Origin of the sequence: Amycolatopsis kentuckyensis (assembly GCF_041679295.1) — a bacterium.
In the GTDB taxonomy this organism is placed as follows: domain Bacteria; phylum Actinomycetota; class Actinomycetes; order Mycobacteriales; family Pseudonocardiaceae; genus Amycolatopsis; species Amycolatopsis kentuckyensis_A.
Window position 1 is genome coordinate 1,080,544 of record NZ_JBGDMD010000001.1, and the last position, 17,001, is coordinate 1,097,544.

The window sequence follows — 17,001 nt, forward strand, 5'->3', positions numbered from 1 at the left end:
GACGTGGGCTGGACCCGGAACATCCGAGTGGCCGCGCTGGTGGCGGTGGCCGCTCTGGGCCTGACGGCGTGCGGCGGTGGGGACGACAAGCCCGCCGCGGCGGGCAAGGGCGGGGCGCCGATCGTCGTCGCGTCCTTCAACTTCACCGACAGCCAGATCCTGGCGGAGATCTACGCCCAGGCCCTGGAGGCCAAGGGCTACCCGGTGACGCGGAAGCTGAACCTGGGCTCGCGGGAGCTGATCTACCCGTCGCTGAAGTCCGGTGAGCTGCAGTTCATCCCGGAGTACCAGGGCTCGGCCATCGCGGCCGGGTTCGGCAAGGACCCGGTGAAGGACGCCAAGGGCGAGCACGAGCAGCTGGCGAAGCTGCTCGAGCCCAGCGGGGTTTCGCTGCTGGACTACGCGGCGGCCGAGGACAAGAACACCTACATCGTGAAGGCCGACCTCGCGCAGTCGAAGGGCCTCACGAGCATCAGTGACCTGAAGAAGCTCGACAAGGTCGTGCTGGCCGGCGGGCCGGAGTGTGAGAAGCGGCTGACGTGCTTCAAAGGCTTCACCGACGTCTACAAGCTGACGAACGCGACGTTCCAGACCGTCCAGGAGCTCGGGCCGCGCGTGCAGCAGCTCGACTCCGGTGCCGTCACGGTCATCCCGGTCGACTCGGTGAGCCCGCTGGCCGGCGACAAGAAGTACGTCGCGCTCAAGGACGACCTGTCGATGGTCCCGACCGAGAACGTGGTCCCCGCGGTCACCAAGAAGGTCCTCGACGAGCGCGGCGCGGACTTCGCGGCCGCGGTCAACGCCGTGAGCGCCAAGCTCACGACGGAGGGGATGCGCGACCTGAACAAGCGCGTCGACTCCGACGGTGAGAAGGCCGCGGACGTGGCGAAGGACTGGCTGTCGCAGCAGGGCCTGGTCTGAGCCCGGGGGAGGACCTCAGCCGGGTGCCTGTCGGCTGAGGTCCTCCCACTTCGCGTACTGCTCGGCGCGCAGGCGGGCCAGCTCCCGGACCATGTCGAACGACGCGCTTCCGACGACGAGCCGGCGCGGCGGGTCGGCCAGGGTGGCGACCCGCAGCACGACCGGTGCGGCCGTCTCGGGTGCCGGACCGGCGTCGTCGCCCCACATCTCCTCGAGTTCCTTCCGCAGCTCCCGGTAGGCGGGGTCCGGGGTGGTGGTCGTCGTCCCGCTGGTGAAGAGGTCCGTGGCGTAGCCGCCCATCTGCAGGTTCGTCACGTGGACGCCGAAGCGCTCGACTTCCATGGCCAGCGCCTCGGTCAGCGCGTCGAGCGCCGCCTTGCCGGCGCCGTAGAACCCGACCGACGCCATGCCGCCGCCGCTGCCCATCGACGTCACCTGCAGCAGCCGGCCGCCGCCCTTGAGGTGGGGGAGCACGGCCTGGGCGACCCACAGCGCGCCGAAGAAGTTGACGTCGAAGTGCGCCCGGACCTGCTCCTCGGTGGCCTCTTCGACCATCCCGTAGAGCATCACCCCGGCGTTGTTGACGACCACGTCGAGCCCGCCGAACACGGCGGCCGCGCGCTCGACCGCGTCGAACACGGCCGCGCGGTCGGTGACGTCCAGCCGGACGTGGACGAGCCGGTCGTCGGTGAGCGTGCCTTCGGTGCGGGACGCGGTGATCACGCGGTGCCCGGCTTTCAGCGCTGCTTCGGCGATCGCCCGGCCCAGGCCGCGCGAAGCCCCGGTGACGAACCAGACCTGACCGTCGGTAGCCGTCATGGCTTCCACCCCTCGATGTCTCGCGAGACGAATCGTCTCGTCTCGCTCAGCTTGCCTCGCACGCGCCGGTGTGTCAAGACGGAACGGTTCGTCTCGTCGTTAAGCTGTCGTCGTGGTCACCAAGAAGCCCGACGCCACCAGGCGTAGTGAGCGGTCCCGGCAGGCGATCCTCGCGGCGACCCGCGAGCTGATCGTGGAGCTGGGCTACGCCAAGGTGTCGATCGACGCCATCGCGGCCCGCGCCGGGGTCGGCAAGCAGACGATCTACCGGTGGTGGCCGAACAAGGGCGCGGTCGTCTTCGACTCGGTCCTGGAGCTGAGCGCGGACCCGTCCGGCGCGGTCGCCGCGCTGCCCGACACCGGCGACCTGGAAGCCGACCTGCGCCTGGTCATGCGCGCGACCGTCGCCGAGTTCGCCGACCCGGCGTTCGAGGCGCCGATCCGCGCGCTCAACACGGAAATCGCGAACGACCCGGACCTCGCCGCGCTCTACCGGGAGCGGCTGGCCGCTCCTGTCGACGAAGCCAAAAAGGACCGGTTGCGCAGCGCCCAGCGGGCCGGTCAGCTCGCCGTCGACGCCGACCTCGACTTGGTGCTCGAAGTGCTCTACGCGCCGCTGTACCAGCGCTGGCTGTTGCGCACCGGGCCGCTGACCGGGAGTTACGCCGACGCCTTGGTCGCCGCGGCGTTGAAAGCGTTCGGCGCTAGCTGAACTCGACCCGGCCGAGCAGGCCGTCGAGGACGTCGGGCAGCGGCTGGTCCGCCGAGCCTTCGAGCCACAGCACGCTCGCGGTCCGCACGGCCGCGAGGAACGTCGCCGTCATCAGCCGCGCCGAGGCTTCGTCGAGGCCGTGGCCGCGGGCGACGAGCACCGCGGCCAGGTCGCGCTCCAGGGTGATCTGGTCGCCGGCCTGCTGCGCGAGCAGCGACGGGTGGCGCCGCAGCAGGCGCAGCTGCGCCACCCACTCGCGATCCGGGACCGCGCGCCCGCGGTACAGCTCGCGGCTGGCCGCGCGCAGCGCCTGCCACGCCTTTTCGCCGGCCGGCCGGTTTCCGACCAGGGACACCAGCACGCCGGTCCGTTCCCGGTCGGCGTGCAGGATCGCGTCTTCCTTGTTCGTGAAGTAGTTCGAGAACGTCCGGCGCGAGACGCCCACCGCGTCGGCGATGTCCTCGACCGTCACGCCGTCCAGCCCGCGCTCCATCGCCAGGCGCAGCGCGGCCTCGTGCAACGACTGCCGCGTCGCCGCCTTCTTGCGGGTGCGGAGGTCGAGGGTGTCCATGCGCACAGAGTAACCCCCGGAGTAACTTGCCCATTGTGCAAGTTTGCCCAATGGGCAATGATGGTCCGGAACGTGCGAAGGGATGCCATGAAGTCCGATAGAACCGACTCGTCCGGGTCGATGCGGCACCGCGAGGTGCTGGAATCGCTGTCCGGGCTGCTGCTCGCGCTGTTCGTGGCCATGATCAGCTCGACCGTCGTGTCGACGTCGCTGCCGCTGATCATCGGCTCGCTGAACGGCACGCAGACGCAGTACACCTGGGTCGTCACGGCCACGCTGCTGGCCGCCACCGCCACCACCCCGATCTGGGGCAAGCTCGCCGACCTGTTCAACAAGAAGACCCTCGTGCAGGTCGCGATCGTGATCTTCGTGGCCGGCTCGATGATCAGCGGGTTCAGCCAGGACACCGGGCAGCTGATCGCCGCGCGGGCCTTCCAGGGCATCGGCGTCGGCGGCCTGCAGGCACTCGTCCAGGTCGTGATCGCCGCGATCATCCCGCCGCGCGAACGCGGCCGGTACAACGGCTACCTCGGCGCCGTGATGGCCGTCGCGACCGTCGGCGGCCCGCTGCTCGGCGGCCTGATCGTGGACGTGCCGTGGCTGGGCTGGCGCTGGTGCTTCTTCGTCGGCGTGCCGATCGCGGTGCTCGCGTTCATCGTGCTGCAACGCACCCTGAAGCTGGAAACCGTGCGCCGCGAGAACGTCCAGGTCGACTACTTCGGCGCCGGCCTCATCGCCGCCGGCGTCAGCGTCCTGCTGATCTGGGTGTCGTTCGTCGGCAACTCGTTCGACTGGATCTCCTGGCAGACCGGTGTGCTGGTCGCGGCCGGGCTCGTGCTGCTCGCGGTCGCCGTGGTGGTGGAGAAGAAGGTCCGCGAACCGGTCGTGCCGCTGCACCTCGTCGTCCAGCGGACGCCCGCGCTGGCGATCATCGCGAGCCTCGCGGTCGGCATGGCGATGTTCGGCGGCGCGGTGTTCCTGGGCCAGTACTTCCAGATCGGCCGCGGGTACACGCCGACCGAGGCCGGGCTGCTGACCATGCCGCTGATGGCCGGCGTCCTCGTGTCCTCGACGGTGTCCGGGCGGCTGATCAGCCGCACCGGCCGGATCAAGCCGTACATCGTGTCCGGCGCGATCATCCTGGTGCTCGGCTTCCTCGGGCTCGGCCTGGTCGACCACGCCACGCCGCTGTGGATCGTCGGGATCGCGATGGCCGTCGTCGGCATCGGCGTCGGCATGACGATGCAGAACCTCGTGCTGGCCGTGCAGAACGACGTCCCGCTGCGCGACCTCGGCGCGGCGAGCGCGTCGGTGACGTTCTTCCGGTCGCTCGGCGGCACCATCGGCGTCTCGGTGCTCGGCGCGGTGCTGGCGAACCGCGTCTCCGCCGACCTCGCCACCGCGCTGCACGTGCCGGAGGGGCAGGCGTCGACCGGCGGGGTCAGCGCGCTGAACCTCAAGGCGCTGCCGCCGCAGGTGCAGGCGGTGGTGCACACCGTGTACGGCGACGCGACCGCGCACATCTTCCTGATCTCCGCGGCCGTGGCCGTCGTCGGGGTCATCGCGGCGCTGCTGCTCAAGCCGATCACGCTGCGCACGACCATCGACGTTGCGGAGAAGGCCGGCGAACCGGCGTCCGACGCAGTGGTGGGCTAGGGGAGACGGCGATGGGCGGCCCGGGGGCGTTCGAGTCCACTGTGGAGCGCTTCGGCCCGCGCCGGGACACCCCGGCGCGGGCCATCCTGGCCGGCGTCGACGGCACGGACACGGCCATGCGCGCGGCGGCCTTCGCCTTCGGCATGGCCCGCCGCCAGGGCAGCAGGCTCATCGTGGTCTTCGTGGCGTGCCCAGCACCGCTGGCCCCGCTGCGGCCGGCGGTCGCGACGGTCCTGGAGCACGACACCGCGACGCACCTGTACGAGGAGCTGCGCGACCAGATGCGTTCGGCGGCCGAGGAACTGCGGATCGCGGTGACGCTGGTGAAGACGTACGGCGACCCGTACACGGCGTTGCGCGACACGGCCGACCGCTGCCAGGCCGACACGGTGGTGGTCGGCGCGTCCCAGAAGGCCGGCCACCGCTTCGCGGGGTCGGTCGCGACGAAGCTCATCCGGGCGGGCCACTGGCCGGTACTGGTGGTTCCCTAACCGTTCGAGTGAAGGGGAAACGAGCGCCGCGGCGTTAGCCTCGAACGATGAAACGATCTTGGGGAGTGCTGGTCGTCATCCTGCTCGCGCTGGCTTCGCCGGCGGTCCCGGCCGCCGCCGCGAGCCGCTCGGGCGTCTTTTGCCGCGGTGCGGCGGTCGGGTTCCCCGCGAAGTGGGGGGCCGTGTCGAAGTCGTGCAGCTTCACCAGTCCGCCACAGTGGCGCGGCTACCTCGAAGTCACCTGGTTCGTGGAGGCGGGAACCCAGCAGCGCGCCTGTGTGGACGGCCGGATGGCGAGCGTGCGCTCGCCGCGGCCGTGGGAGTCCCTCGGCTGCGGCAAGGGCGCCACCGCGCGGGTGAGCTGGCCCGCGAACACGTTGTCGCTGCTGGAGATCCGGGTCAAGAGCGTCAACGTCGGGCTCGCCGAGGTCACCTACGAGATCTGACCGTCCCGGTAGCGGGCGGCGAGTTCCGTGCTCTGGCCGCCGAAAGCCGCCAGTTCGGCGCGGAAAACCGTCTCCAGCAGGCTCGTGTCCTCGACGCCCGGCGCGCAGACGACCTCGCCCAGCTCCAGGCCGCGCAGCGACGCCGTGACGACGTCCGCCGCGCTCATCCGCGGGATCGCGCTGAGGTCCAGGCCCTGGCGCTCGTGGAACTCGGTCGCGACCACCCCCGGGCACACCACCTGCACCCGGACGCCGGTGCCTTCGAGCTCGGCGCCGAGGGTCTGCGACAGCGTGACCAAGTGGGCGAGCGAGCCCGCGTAGACCGCGCGGCGCGGCATCTGCGAGTGCGGCGCCGGGCCGCTGAAGGCGATCATGCCCGCCACGTTGACGATCGCGCCCCGGCCGCGTTCCTGCATGCCGCCGACGGCCGCGCGGGCCAGCAGGGTCGGCGCGAGGACCTTGACCTTGACCAGCTCACGGGCCTTGGCGGCGGGCAGGTCGGCGAGCGGCATGTAGTGCGCGACGCCGGCGTTGTTCACCAGCAGGTCGAGCGGTTCGGCGGCGGCGATCTCCGCGACGGCGTCGATGCCTTCGTCGGTGGCCAGGTCGGCGGCCACCGTGCGGATCTTGACGTTGCTGTGGGCGGCGGCGAACGCGTCCAGCCGGTCCTGCCGCCGCCCGACGATCACCAGGTCGTGGCCGTCGGCGGCGAGGCGGTCGGCGAACGCCTGCCCGATCCCGGAGGTGGCGCCGGTGACGAGGGCGAGCTTGCTCATGCGTGGTTTTCCCGTTCGGTCGTGGTGCTGCGGGTGGTGGCCGGAAGCGCCGCGGAGGCCAGCAGGGCCAGCTTGTCCGCGGCGTCCGTGCCGGGGTCGGGGTGGTAGACGGCGAGCACGAGCCCCGGGGCTTCGCTGACGAGCAGCTTCTCCCGGTTCAGCACGAGCTCGCCGACCTGCGGGTGGTCGAAGCGCACGGTCGCGCCCCGCCGGTTCGCGACGTCGTGGCGGGCCCACAGCTCCCGGAACCGCGGGCTGGCCAGCGAAAGCTCGCCGACGAGCTCGATGAACCGCGGGTCCTGCGTCTCGGTCCCGACCGACTGCCGGAAGCCGGCGACCAGGCCCCGCGTGGCGAGCTCCCAGTCGGGGAAGAGCGCCTGCTCGGCGGGGTCGAGGAAGACGTCCCGCAGCCGGTTGGCGCCCGCGACGAGGCGGGGCGAGATCGCCGCGGCGAGCGGGTTCGCCGCCAGCACGTCGAGGTAGCGCCCCTCGACGAACGCCGGCAGCGACAGGGCGGCCAGGAACTTGACGGTGCTCAGCGGGACGCGTTCCTTGCGCCGCCGGCGCGGCTTGCGCGGTTTCGCTTCGGTGAGGCTGATGAGGTACGCCGTGGTGTCGTCGTCGAGCTGCAGCACCCGGGCCAGGGACTCCAGGACCGACCGGGACGGGTTGCGGTCGCGGCCCTGTTCCAGGCGCAGGTAGTAGTCGGCGCTGATGCCGGCCAGCATCGCGACCTCTTCCCGGCGCAGGCCGGGAACCCGCCGCACACCGGCGACCGGGAGGCCCGCCTGCGCGGGGGTGAGCAGCTCGCGCCGGGCGCGGAGGTGGTCGCCGAGGAGGTTCGGCTCGTCGGTCATGCTCCGACTGTAGGTCGCGCGGCGGGCCCACGCCTGGCCCTGTCACTCCCAGGAACGCGGGGGCCGCCTTCCTGAACCGAGCCGGACTGCGGTCCACTGTGTACGAACAGGCACGCTCACTGAAGGAGGTCGGCCGCCGGTCTGGTCGTCGCGCCGAACCTGGCGCGCCTTCAGCGTGAGCTGGACGCGTTGCCCGCCGACGCGGTGTGCCTCGACATCGGCTGGGAGTACGTACTCGGTCCACCGGGCGGACCTGTTGGCTGCGGTGGTCTCGGCCGACACGGCTGCGTGTCGATCGAGGTGGGCGCGGACGGAGTGCATTCGACGGTGCGCGCGGATCTCGTGGAGGCGGCTCCTCCGGCGTACTCGGGTGTCTGCGCGTTCCGGACGCTGGTCCCGGCTTCGGCGGCGCCACCCCTGGCCCGCCGTCCCGCGCAGACGTTGTGGATCGGGCCGGGGCACCATTTGGTGCATTATCCGGTGCCGGGCTGCAAGCTGGTCAACTTGGTGGCTTTCGCTCCGGCGGGAGCTGAGTTCGAGGGCTGGGACCCCTGGGCGTTGGGCACTTTTGGACCGTCCGCCGCTTGCTCGCTGGAGTTACGGCAGGGTGACTTTGCTCGGCGACGCTGCGCATCCGATGTTCCCGTTCTTCGGTCTGGGGGCGGCTCAGTCGGTCGAGGATGCGGCGGTGTTGGCTCGGTGCTTGGCATCGCTTCTGCTTCCGAGGCTTTGCAGCGTCACGAGGCTGTGCGGATGCCCCGGACGACTCGGTTGCAGGAAGCGAGCCACGGGCGGGCGTTCGCGGCGGGAGTCCGTTGCGGGACAACGGGTGGATCTACGGTTGTGACGCCCTCCGGGGGCTTGCTTTCTAAAGATGACGGCTTCGCCGGGGCGTGGGAAATCGGCGCTCCTTGTGGTTGCCTTCTGGTGGTGGTCGGCAGCGCCGATTCCCCACGCTGCGGTGCCCCCTGCCGGAGTTCTCGGTATCACCTGATCGTGTGGTGATCATGCGTTCGAGTTCGGCTAACCTTGTTGTATGGCAACAGAAGCGGTGTGGAAAACGGATGCGACGGTGCTCGCCGATCGCCTCTCCACGCTGCTCACCGTCGTCCGCTCCGCCGAGGCCGAGATCGGTGCGCTGCTGGCCGAAATCGAGTCCCGCGGGGTGATGGAACTCTTCGGCTACCGCTCCACCGCGCGCTTGCTCGAGCACCTGGCCGATCTCCCGAAGTCCGCGGCCGAGACGATGGTCAAACGCGCCCGTGCCCTCCACCCCGGCCACCACCTCGACAGCGCCCCTGCCGTCGCCCCTTTGACTGCTGCTACTGCGGCGGAGGGTCGCCTGAGCAACCCGATGATCGACACGATCGTCGGGGCCCTGACCCAGATCCCGCCCGAGCACCGCGAGGACGCCGAGCAGCACCTGCTGGCTCTGGCCGCCGACGCGGGCCACAAGCAAGTCGCGGCTCTGGGTGCCCGCATTCTCGCCCACCTCGACCCCGACGGCCCCGAACCGGACACCACCGAACCCGCAGTCCCTCACCGTGAACTGTCCCTCCGCCGCAAAAGAACCGGGGTATGGGAACTGCACGGCCGCTTCGACGACGAAACCGGCACCCGCGCCAACGCCCTCCTCGACGCCTTAGCCGAACGCCGCACCACCACCGGCGAAGGCGCCGACCTGCGCTCCCCGCAGGAACGCTACGGCGACGCCTTCTCCGACGCGATCGACCTGGCCCTCACCGCCCCGACCTTGCCCATGCAGGCCGGCGAACGAGCCCACGTCATGGTCGCGGTGCACCTCAACGACCTCAAGACCGGTCTCGGCGAGGCCACCCTCGGCGACACCGGCACCATGTCGGCGGCGGAAGCCCGGCTGCACGCCTGCGACGCCATGATCATCCCCGCGGTCCTCGGCGAGAAAAGCGAGCCGTTGAACCTGGGCCGCCTTCGCCGCCTGATCTCCGCGGGCCTGCGCCGCGCCCTCTACCTGCGTGACCGGGGTTGCGCGTTCCCCGGTTGCCACCGCCCACCGAGGCATTGCCAGGGCCACCACATCCACCACTGGTCCGAAGGCGGCCCAACAGACCTGAACAACCTGGTCCTGATGTGCGCCCACCACCACAGGCTCTTACACCGCTCGGGTTGGGAAGTCCGCATCGCCGCCGACGGCTTACCGGAGTTCCTGCCACCGGCGTTCTTGGACAAGGAACGAAAACCCAGGCGCAACAACCTGCACCAACCGCTGCCCTTCGCAGCGTGAGACAACCGAACACATGGGACAGGCCCGCAGCCAGACGGCTACGGGCCCACACCCACGCCCAGACCACAAACCCACCCAAGCGCAAACGCACCGCAGCCGACATCAACCGCCCATCCCGCAAGGCAAAGCCAACCCCGATCAGCACTCCCGCCGAACAAGGCAACTCAAACCACTGCTACGGCCGACGCTAGCCAGACCACGCGGACTTCCTGCACCAAAACCAATCGCACCCACTAGCGCACAGCACCTCAGACCGCCGTTCGCGCTGAACGCCAGGCGAGCCCGCTAGACTCCGCGCGCCCGGACCAAATACGCCCGTCCAGCACAGCGCCGCTGCTCCGACTGAACGCAGATAAGGCCGCAGGCCCCGTACACCAGAGCCAGACACGCCAGCTGGGCAACAGTTTAATCCGCTGTTGGCGCTGAACACCGGTCGTGCCTGCTGGGTTCCGCGCAGCAGGACCAGTTACACCAGCCCTGGCGCAGCAGCTCAGACCGCCACTCGCGGCAAGCGTCAGCCGAGCCACCAGGCTCCGCGCACTAGGACCAGCTACGCCAGTTCGGCAGGGCAACCCAGGCCGCTGCTCGCGCCGAGCGTCAGTCAAGCCCGCTAGGCCTCCGTGCGCCAAGATCAGCTACGCCAGTCCGGCACGGCAGCCCAGGCCGCTGCTCGCGCCGAGCGTCAGTCAAGCCCGCTAGGCCTCCGTGCGCCAGGACCAGCTACGCCAGCCGGGCGCGGCAGCTCAGTCCGCTGTTCGCGCTGAAGGCCAGTTGTGCCTGCTGGGTTCTGCGCACCACGACCAACTACGCCCGCCGGGCGCAGCGGCACAGGCCGTGGCTCCCGGTGAACGCCCGCCGAGCGCGCCGGGGCTCCGCGCGCTGAAGCCGATTACCGAGCACAGCGACTCTGGCCGCTGCTCCAGCTGAACGCAAAACCCACTTGGATTCTGCGCACCAGAGCCAATCTCGGCAGCCGAGTGCGGCAACTCCGACTGCTGCTAAAGCCATCAGCCAGCCAGGTCAATCCTGGCTTCGCGCCACAGCCAAGCACGCCAGCCGAGCATCGCAACTCCGTCGCTTCGGTTACGAGCCAAGTCCCCAGGCTCCGCGGAGCCGGCTGAACGCCAACGAAAAGCAGCCAAACCGCCCGCGAGCAGCCAACCAGGCACGCCCACAGCAGCTCCAGAGCGCGAAACCCACAAACGGCAGTCCAGTCAGCAAGTCCGAGCCGGCCCAAACCTCAAGACCAAGCAGCCCACCAGGCACCGCATCACCCACAACCCACAGCCCCGCCGCCCTGATCATCCACCTGCATTCGACGGTTCACCTCACCCAGCCCATCAGCCAGCACCGCCAACTGCTCCGGAGTCAACACATCCACCAACAACGACCGAACCAACCCCACATGCCCCGGCTCGGCCCCCGCCAGCCGAGCGGCCCCCGCCTCCGTCAACACCGCCCAAACCGCCCGGACGTCACTCTCGCAAGTCCGCCGCGTCACCAACCCCGCCTGCTCCAGCTGCCCCACCTGATAAGTCAACCCACTCTTGGAATTCCCCACCGCACAAGCCAACGAAGCCATCCTCAGCTCCCGCTCCGGAACCGCGGCCAGCCGGGCCAAGATCTCGTACTGCAAATGGGACAACCCCGCGTCGCGCTTGAGCTGGTGGTCCAAGCGCTGGTGCAGCAGCGCGTACGTCGTGCGGAGGGCCGTCCATGCCCTGTGCTCCTCCGCGCTCAGACCGGGACCCATGGCTTCAACCTACCGAAAGTTCAAATTCGAACCGATCGCCTGTTAGGGTCGGGACGTCGGTCCGAAGGAGTCGTGTGTCCGAAGCCTTGACGTTCGATCCGGGAGCCGCTGCTCGCGTGCGGTTGTGCAGCCGCCGGGACAACGGCTGGTCCGGGGTGCTCGTTCGGCTTCTCGACAACGCCGAAGCCGCCGAACTCGACCTTCCCGCCGTTGATGACCAGATCGTCGTGCTCGTCGGCCAAGGCTCCACCGCCATCGAATCGCGGCACGGCGCCACCTGGCGGCGGGCGGACTACGGGCCCGGGTCGATCGGGCTCACCGCTCCCGGGCATCCGACGCGGATCCGCTGGCGCGGCGCGGATCGGACGCAAACCACGCATGTGCACCTCCCCGGCGCACTCGTCGACCGCACCGCTCTCGACCTCTGGGGCCGGGACGCCGCCGGGCTCGGCCGGCCCGATGCGCTCTCCGTCGAGGATCCCGTGCTCGCCTCCGTGATCGGGGCCCTGCGGGCCGCCGCCCTCGCCGGGGCCGACGAGCTGTACGCCGAATCCGCCGCCACCTTCCTCGCCGTTCACCTGCTCACCCGGCACGCCGCCGCACCCGCGCCGCGGGAGCTCGGGCGGGACGAGCTGCGGACGCGGCGGGCCGTCCGGTTCATCCGGGACAACCACCACCTGCCGCTGTCGCTGGCGGACATGGCCGCCGCCGCGGAGCTGAGCCCGTTCCACTTCCTGCGCGTCTTCAAGACCGCCACCGGGCAGACGCCCTACCGGTACCTCACCCGCATCCGGGTCGAACGGGCCTGCCGGCACCTCGAACGCGGCGAGCTCTCCGTCACCGAGATCGCGCAGGCGTGCGGATTCGCGACCCCCTCGCGGTTCGCTTCCGCCTTCCGGGCCCAAATCGGACAGTCGCCCTCCGCCTACCGGACCGCCGCGCGGTACCGGCAATAAGCGGTACCAGCAATAAACGGCGGCTCCCGCAGCAATCACGGGAAAGCGCCGGGCGCCGCAAGCGGGCTAGCGTCGCCCGGGTGTCCACTCCGGAAATCATCGTCAACGGCGAGGCCGTCCGGCTCGAGCTCGATCCGCGCGAGTCGCTCCTCGACGTGCTGCGCGAACGGCTCGGCCTGACCGGCACCAAGAAGGGCTGCGACCAGGGCCACTGCGGTGCCTGCACCGTGCACCTCGGCGGCCGCCGCGTGGTCTCCTGCCTGACCCCGGCCGTGCAGGCCACCGGGCAGAACGTCACCACCATCGAAGGCGTCGCCGGCCCCGGCGGGGCGCTGCACCCGCTGCAGCAGGCCTTCGTCGACAACGACGCCCTGCAGTGCGGCTACTGCACCCCCGGCCAGATCATGTCCGGCCTCGCCTGCATCGCCGAGGGCCACACGGCCGACGACGACCAGATCCGCGAATACCTCAGCGGCAACCTCTGCCGCTGCGGGGCCTACGTCGGCATCGTCGCCGCCGTCCGGCAGACAGCCGACGCACAAAAGGAGGGCTGATGCGTCCCTTCGCCTACGTCGCGCCCAGCAGCCTCGCCGACGCCGTCGACGCTCTCCGCGATGCCGTCCCCGGCACGAAGGTCCTCGCCGGCGGCACGACGCTCTACGACCTCATGAAGCTCGGCATCGAGACCCCGCCCGCCGTCGTCGACGTGCACCGGCTGCCCGAGCTGACCACCATCGACGTCGGCGCCGACGAGCTGTCCTTCGGCGCCGGGGCCCGGATGGCCGACGTCGCCGACCACGCGGCCGTCCGCGCCGGCTACCCGGCCCTGTCCGAGTCGCTCTGGCGGGCCGCGTCCCAGCAGCTGCGCAACATGGCCACCGTCGGCGGGAACCTGCTGCAGCGCACCCGCTGCGGCTACTTCCGCGGCGGCCCGGAGTTCCCCTGCAACAAACGCGAACCCGGCAGCGGCTGCGCGGCGCGCGAAGGCCACGACCGCACCCACGCACTGCTCGGCACCAGCGACGCCTGCATCGCCACCTACCCCGGCGACTGGGCCATCGCACTGCTCGCCTTCGACGCGGTCGTCGACGTCGTCGGCCCCCGCGGCGAACGCACGGTCGCGTGTAAGGACCTGCACGTCGAACCCGGCGACGACCCGGCACGCGAGCACACCCTCGACGCCGACGAGCTGATCCTGCGGATCCGCGTCCCGGCGACGCCCGCCGGCCGCGGCTCCACCTACCTGAAGATCCGCGACCGTGAGTCCTACGCCTTCGCGCTCGCCTCCGCCGCGGTCGCGCTGACCCTCGAAGACGGCGTGATCGGGGACTGCCGGATCGCGCTCGGCGGCGTCGCCACGCGGCCGTGGCGTGCCGGGGACGCCGAACGCGCCCTGCGCGGCGCGCCGCTGACCGCCGAAGCCGCCCGGCACGCCGGGGAGATCGCCTTCGCCGGCGCGCGGCCCGGCACCTACAACGGATTCCGAGTCGAATTGGGCATCCGCACGGTCGCCGACGCCGTGCGGATGGCCGGGGAGAGAGCCACCCGATGACCGACCCGCGCCGCGTGGACGCCTACGAAAAGGTCACCGGCCAGGCCGCCTACGGCACCGACCGCGTCCTGGACGGCGTCGCGCACGCCACGCTCGCCCTCGCCAAAACCGGGCGCGGCCGGGTGTCGCACGTGGACACCACGGCGGCCGAAGCCGTGCCGGGCGTCCTGCTCGTCGTGACCCGCTTCGACGCCGAAGAGCTGGGCGGTCCCGGGTTCATCATGGGCGGTGGGTTCTCCTTCCAGAGCCTGCAGCCGCTGCTGGACGACCACATCGCCTACCGCGGTCAGCCGATCGCGCTCGTCGTCGCGGAGACCCTGGTCGCCGCGACCGAGGCCGCCGAGCTCGTCACGGCCGAGTACGAGCCCGAGCCCTTCGCCGTCCACCTCGACGCCGACGGCGCGACCACCCTGGTCCAGGAAGAGGCGATCCCGCTGCCGTTCCTCGCCGACATCAAGGTCGGCGACGCGGACGCGGCGGTCGACGCGAGCCCGGTCCGGATCGAGCGCACCTACGAGCACGCCGCGCAGCACGCGGTGCCGATGGAGCTGAACGGCGCCGTCGTCGAATGGCGAGGCGACACGCTCGTCGTGCACGAGGGCACCCAGAACGCCGCCGCGGTCCGGGCCGGGCTCGCCCAGCAGCTCGGCCTCGACCCCGCGCACATCGAAGTGCGCTCGCCGTACGTCGGCGGCGGCTTCGGCCAGAAGAACTCGCTCCAGCCGCACCTCGGCCCGCTCGCCCTGGTGGCGCGGCGGCTCGGGCGGCCGGTCAAGCTCGTGCTGGCCCGCACCCAGACCTTCCACAACGGCAGCTTCCGGCCCGCGACCCGGCACCGCGTGCGCCTCGGCGCGGACGAGACCGGCAAGATCCTCGCCGCCGTCCACGAGGTCGACCAGCAGACGTCGCGGCACGACCTGTTCCCCGCGATGCACACCGAGGTCACCTCGCGGCTCTACGGCTTCGGCGCCTTCCGGGGCCGGCACCGGCTCGTGCAGACCGACGTGCAGACCCCCGGCTACATGCGGGCGCCGTTCGAAAGCTCGGCGATGTTCGCGTTCGAGTCGGCGGTCGACGAGCTGGCCTACGCGACCGGCCAAGACCCGGTCGCGCTGCGGCTGGCCAACGACACGATGACCGACCCGGTCACCGGACGGCCGTTCTCCACCCGCTTCCTCGCCGAGTGCCTCCGCCGCGGCGCCGAGCGGTTCGGCTGGGCGGACCGGAACCCGGAGCCCCGGGCGATGCGAGCGGACGACGGCTCGCTCGTCGGCTGGGGCGTCGCCGCGGGCAACTACCCGGGCAACGTCGCGCCCGCCGTCGCGCACCTCACCGCCCACGCGAACGGCCGTGTGACGGTCGGCGTCGACGGCCACGAGATGGGCCAGGGCATCCGTTCGGCGATCGCGCTGCTCGTGGCAGCCGACCTCGGCATCCCGGTGGGCGACGTCGAGGTCCGCGTCGGCGACACCCGCTTCGCGCCGCAGCACCTCACGGCGGGCTCGTGGGGGACGGCGACCGCGCTGCCGGCCGTCCACTCCGGACTCCGGGAGCTGCGCAAGCACCTGGACGCCGCGGACACCGGTGCGGTCGACGTCGCCGCGGCCGTCGAGCGGGCAGGCCACCCGATCGAGGTCGAAGCGGCCACCGTCGGGCCGGGACAGGGCCCGGAGATGGTCGACCAGTCGAAGGCCGGGCACCTCGCCATCGCCGGCCCGGTCTACCCCGAGTTCAGCACGTTCAGCTGGATCGCCCACTTCGTCGAGGTCCGCGTGGAGCCGACGACGTGCCGGATCCGCGTGCCGCGAGTGGTCAGCGTCGTCGACTGCGGCCGGGTGGCCAGCCCGGTCACCGCGGCGAGCCAGGTCCGCGGCGGCGTGGTGTGGGGCATCGGCGGGGCTCTGCGCGAGGAGAGCCTGGCCGACGACCGGTTCGGCGGCTTCCTCAACTCGACGCTCGAGGAGTACCCGATCATGGTCAACGCCGACGTCCACCGGATCGACGTCGACTTCGTGGACGAACCCGACCTGCGGCTCAACCCGGTCGGCGTCAAGGGGCTCGGCGAGGTCGCGATGGTCGGCGTCGCGGCCGCGGTGGCCAACGCCGTGCACCACGCCACCGGACGGCGGCACCACCGGCTGCCGATCCGCCTCGATGACGTCCTCTGACCAGCTGGCGGACGATCGCCCGGCGGTCTGCCGGCCGGACGCGCTGAGCCCGGAAGCCCTGGCCGGCGCGCGCCGGGCGCAACCCCGGCGGGGGCTGCTCGGCCTGGCGTTCGTCCTGCCGGTGGCCGCGCTGCTGGCGGCGGGCGCCGGCGGCCCGGCGCGCTCGCTGGAGGTGCTCGGACCTCCGGTCACCTTCGCGCTGCCGATCGTCGCGATGATCGCGTTCTGGTGGGAGGACTGGCCGGGCACCCTCCTGCGCGGCGGCTGGCCCGGCCTCTCCGACACGGCGCTCGTGGCGGCCGGGGGAGCGGCGCTGACGCTGCTCGGCCGCGCCGTCACCGGGACGGCGGCCGTCCCGCTGGCGGCCGGCATCTTCACGCTGATGCTGCAGGTCACGCTGGTCGGCGAGGGCTGGCCGGTGCGCGGCCGGGGCGTGCGCTGGCCGGGCGTCGCGGCCTTGGCGGTGTGCTGGGTCGCCGGGTGGGCGCTCTACCGGGGCCTGGTCGGGACCGGCGTGGTGCCGGGCGAGGACTACGCCGCGTGGTTCGCGGTGCTGGGTGCCGCGCAGATGGTCTGGTACGTGGCGTTGCGCGGCTGGCCGTTCGCCCGGATCCGGCGGCGCGCGGCCCGGCTGGCGACGGCGCACGCCGCGGTCGTCGCCTGCGCCTGGGCGGGCTTCCTCGCGCTGCCCCGGGACCGGACGGCGCCGGTCGCGGGCGCGGTCATCGCGTCCGTGCTCGTCGTGGCGATGCTGTTCGAGGCGTGGCCGGGGATCCGCCTGAAGCCGGTGCCGGGCCGCGGCACGGTCCTGCTGGTGGTGGCGCTGCTGACGGCGGCGCTGGTGTGGCTCGTCCCGCTGGTGGGGCGCGGGGCCGGGGTGCCGGACCGGCTGGTCGCCGCGTGGACGACGCACACGACGTTGAACGCGCTCAGCCTCGCGGTGATCCTGCACGTGGCGGTCTGGCGCCGCTGGCCGGTTTCAGCGCCGTGACGCGGCGGTCGCCAGCTGCTCGGTGATCTGGGCGAGCAGCTCGGTCGCGGCCTGGTCCAGCGCGGCCAG

Annotated in this window: 17 protein-coding genes; 12 read left to right on the forward strand and 5 right to left on the reverse strand. The window is 71.5% G+C overall.

The window, feature by feature from the left end; translation table 11 throughout:
- The first annotated feature begins 3 nt into the window (after positions 1-3).
- A complete protein-coding gene (locus ACERZO_RS05080; RefSeq protein WP_372662427.1) occupies positions 4-921 on the forward strand; it encodes an ABC transporter substrate-binding protein in 918 nt (305 codons plus the stop codon).
- A gap of 15 nt (positions 922-936) precedes the next feature.
- Here ACERZO_RS05080 and ACERZO_RS05085 read toward each other — a convergent pair whose 3' ends face one another.
- Complete coding sequence (locus tag ACERZO_RS05085; protein ID WP_372662431.1) at positions 937-1,740, reverse strand: SDR family NAD(P)-dependent oxidoreductase; 804 nt, start codon at positions 1,738-1,740, stop codon at positions 937-939.
- Positions 1,741-1,852: 112 nt separating this feature from the next.
- Between ACERZO_RS05085 and ACERZO_RS05090 the strand changes: the two genes are divergently transcribed.
- Positions 1,853-2,452, forward strand: coding sequence for a TetR/AcrR family transcriptional regulator (locus ACERZO_RS05090; protein WP_372662434.1), 600 nt, complete (start codon positions 1,853-1,855; stop codon positions 2,450-2,452).
- Here the strand turns inward: ACERZO_RS05090 and ACERZO_RS05095 are convergent.
- A complete protein-coding gene (locus tag ACERZO_RS05095; protein ID WP_372662437.1) occupies positions 2,445-3,023 on the reverse strand; it encodes a TetR/AcrR family transcriptional regulator in 579 nt (192 codons plus the stop codon). The genes ACERZO_RS05090 and ACERZO_RS05095 overlap by 8 nt on opposite strands.
- A gap of 87 nt (positions 3,024-3,110) precedes the next feature.
- Between ACERZO_RS05095 and ACERZO_RS05100 the strand changes: the two genes are divergently transcribed.
- Genes ACERZO_RS05100 through ACERZO_RS05110 form a run of 3 tightly spaced genes read left to right on the forward strand, consistent with a single transcriptional unit; the run spans position 3,111 to position 5,616 of the window.
- Positions 3,111-4,679 carry an MDR family MFS transporter gene (locus ACERZO_RS05100; RefSeq protein WP_372662440.1) on the forward strand — a complete coding sequence of 523 codons (1,569 nt, stop codon included), beginning with the start codon at positions 3,111-3,113 and terminating at the stop codon, positions 4,677-4,679.
- A gap of 11 nt (positions 4,680-4,690) precedes the next feature.
- Positions 4,691-5,170 carry a universal stress protein gene (locus tag ACERZO_RS05105; protein WP_372662443.1) on the forward strand — a complete coding sequence of 160 codons (480 nt, stop codon included), beginning with the start codon at positions 4,691-4,693 and terminating at the stop codon, positions 5,168-5,170.
- 47 nt (positions 5,171-5,217) lie between these two features.
- On the forward strand, positions 5,218-5,616 hold the full coding sequence (locus ACERZO_RS05110) for a hypothetical protein (RefSeq protein WP_372662446.1): 399 nt from the start codon (positions 5,218-5,220) through the stop codon (positions 5,614-5,616).
- Here the strand turns inward: ACERZO_RS05110 and ACERZO_RS05115 are convergent.
- Both ACERZO_RS05115 and ACERZO_RS05120 read right to left on the reverse strand, forming a co-directional pair.
- Entirely contained in the window at positions 5,604-6,392 is a 789-nt protein-coding gene (locus ACERZO_RS05115) for an SDR family NAD(P)-dependent oxidoreductase (protein WP_372662449.1), read from the reverse strand. The genes ACERZO_RS05110 and ACERZO_RS05115 overlap by 13 nt on opposite strands.
- A complete protein-coding gene (locus tag ACERZO_RS05120; RefSeq protein WP_372662452.1) occupies positions 6,389-7,249 on the reverse strand; it encodes a helix-turn-helix domain-containing protein in 861 nt (286 codons plus the stop codon). Before ACERZO_RS05120 ends, ACERZO_RS05115 begins: the two co-directional genes overlap by 4 nt.
- A 637-nt stretch (positions 7,250-7,886) precedes the next feature.
- Here ACERZO_RS05120 and ACERZO_RS05125 point away from each other — a divergent pair.
- Both ACERZO_RS05125 and ACERZO_RS05130 read left to right on the forward strand, forming a co-directional pair.
- A complete protein-coding gene (locus ACERZO_RS05125; protein WP_372662955.1) occupies positions 7,887-8,096 on the forward strand; it encodes a hypothetical protein in 210 nt (69 codons plus the stop codon).
- A gap of 189 nt (positions 8,097-8,285) precedes the next feature.
- Complete coding sequence (locus ACERZO_RS05130) at positions 8,286-9,512, forward strand: HNH endonuclease signature motif containing protein (RefSeq protein ID WP_372662455.1); 1,227 nt, start codon at positions 8,286-8,288, stop codon at positions 9,510-9,512.
- Between the two features lie 1,270 nt (positions 9,513-10,782).
- Here ACERZO_RS05130 and ACERZO_RS05135 read toward each other — a convergent pair.
- Positions 10,783-11,265 (reverse strand): MarR family winged helix-turn-helix transcriptional regulator, encoded by a 483-nt coding sequence (locus tag ACERZO_RS05135; protein WP_372662458.1) that lies wholly within the window; start codon positions 11,263-11,265, stop codon positions 10,783-10,785.
- A gap of 74 nt (positions 11,266-11,339) precedes the next feature.
- On the opposite strand from ACERZO_RS05135, the gene ACERZO_RS05140 reads away from it, so the two are divergent.
- The 5 genes from ACERZO_RS05140 to ACERZO_RS05160 all read left to right on the forward strand — a co-directional run bounded on the left by ACERZO_RS05140 (position 11,340) and on the right by ACERZO_RS05160 (position 16,932).
- Positions 11,340-12,221: an AraC family transcriptional regulator gene (locus ACERZO_RS05140; protein WP_372662461.1), complete on the forward strand. Its 882-nt coding sequence runs from the start codon at positions 11,340-11,342 to the stop codon at positions 12,219-12,221.
- Between the two features lie 80 nt (positions 12,222-12,301).
- Positions 12,302-12,775, forward strand: coding sequence for a (2Fe-2S)-binding protein (locus ACERZO_RS05145; RefSeq protein ID WP_372662464.1), 474 nt, complete (start codon positions 12,302-12,304; stop codon positions 12,773-12,775).
- Positions 12,775-13,773, forward strand: a complete 999-nt coding sequence (locus tag ACERZO_RS05150) for an FAD binding domain-containing protein (RefSeq protein ID WP_372662467.1) — start codon at positions 12,775-12,777, stop codon at positions 13,771-13,773. The genes ACERZO_RS05145 and ACERZO_RS05150 overlap by 1 nt, the downstream gene beginning before the upstream one ends.
- Positions 13,770-15,941 (forward strand): xanthine dehydrogenase family protein molybdopterin-binding subunit, encoded by a 2,172-nt coding sequence (locus ACERZO_RS05155; RefSeq protein ID WP_372662470.1) that lies wholly within the window; start codon positions 13,770-13,772, stop codon positions 15,939-15,941. The genes ACERZO_RS05150 and ACERZO_RS05155 overlap by 4 nt, the downstream gene beginning before the upstream one ends.
- Positions 15,928-16,932 carry a hypothetical protein gene (locus tag ACERZO_RS05160; protein ID WP_372662473.1) on the forward strand — a complete coding sequence of 335 codons (1,005 nt, stop codon included), beginning with the start codon at positions 15,928-15,930 and terminating at the stop codon, positions 16,930-16,932. Before ACERZO_RS05155 ends, ACERZO_RS05160 begins: the two co-directional genes overlap by 14 nt.
- Positions 16,933-17,001: the final 69 nt, after the last annotated feature.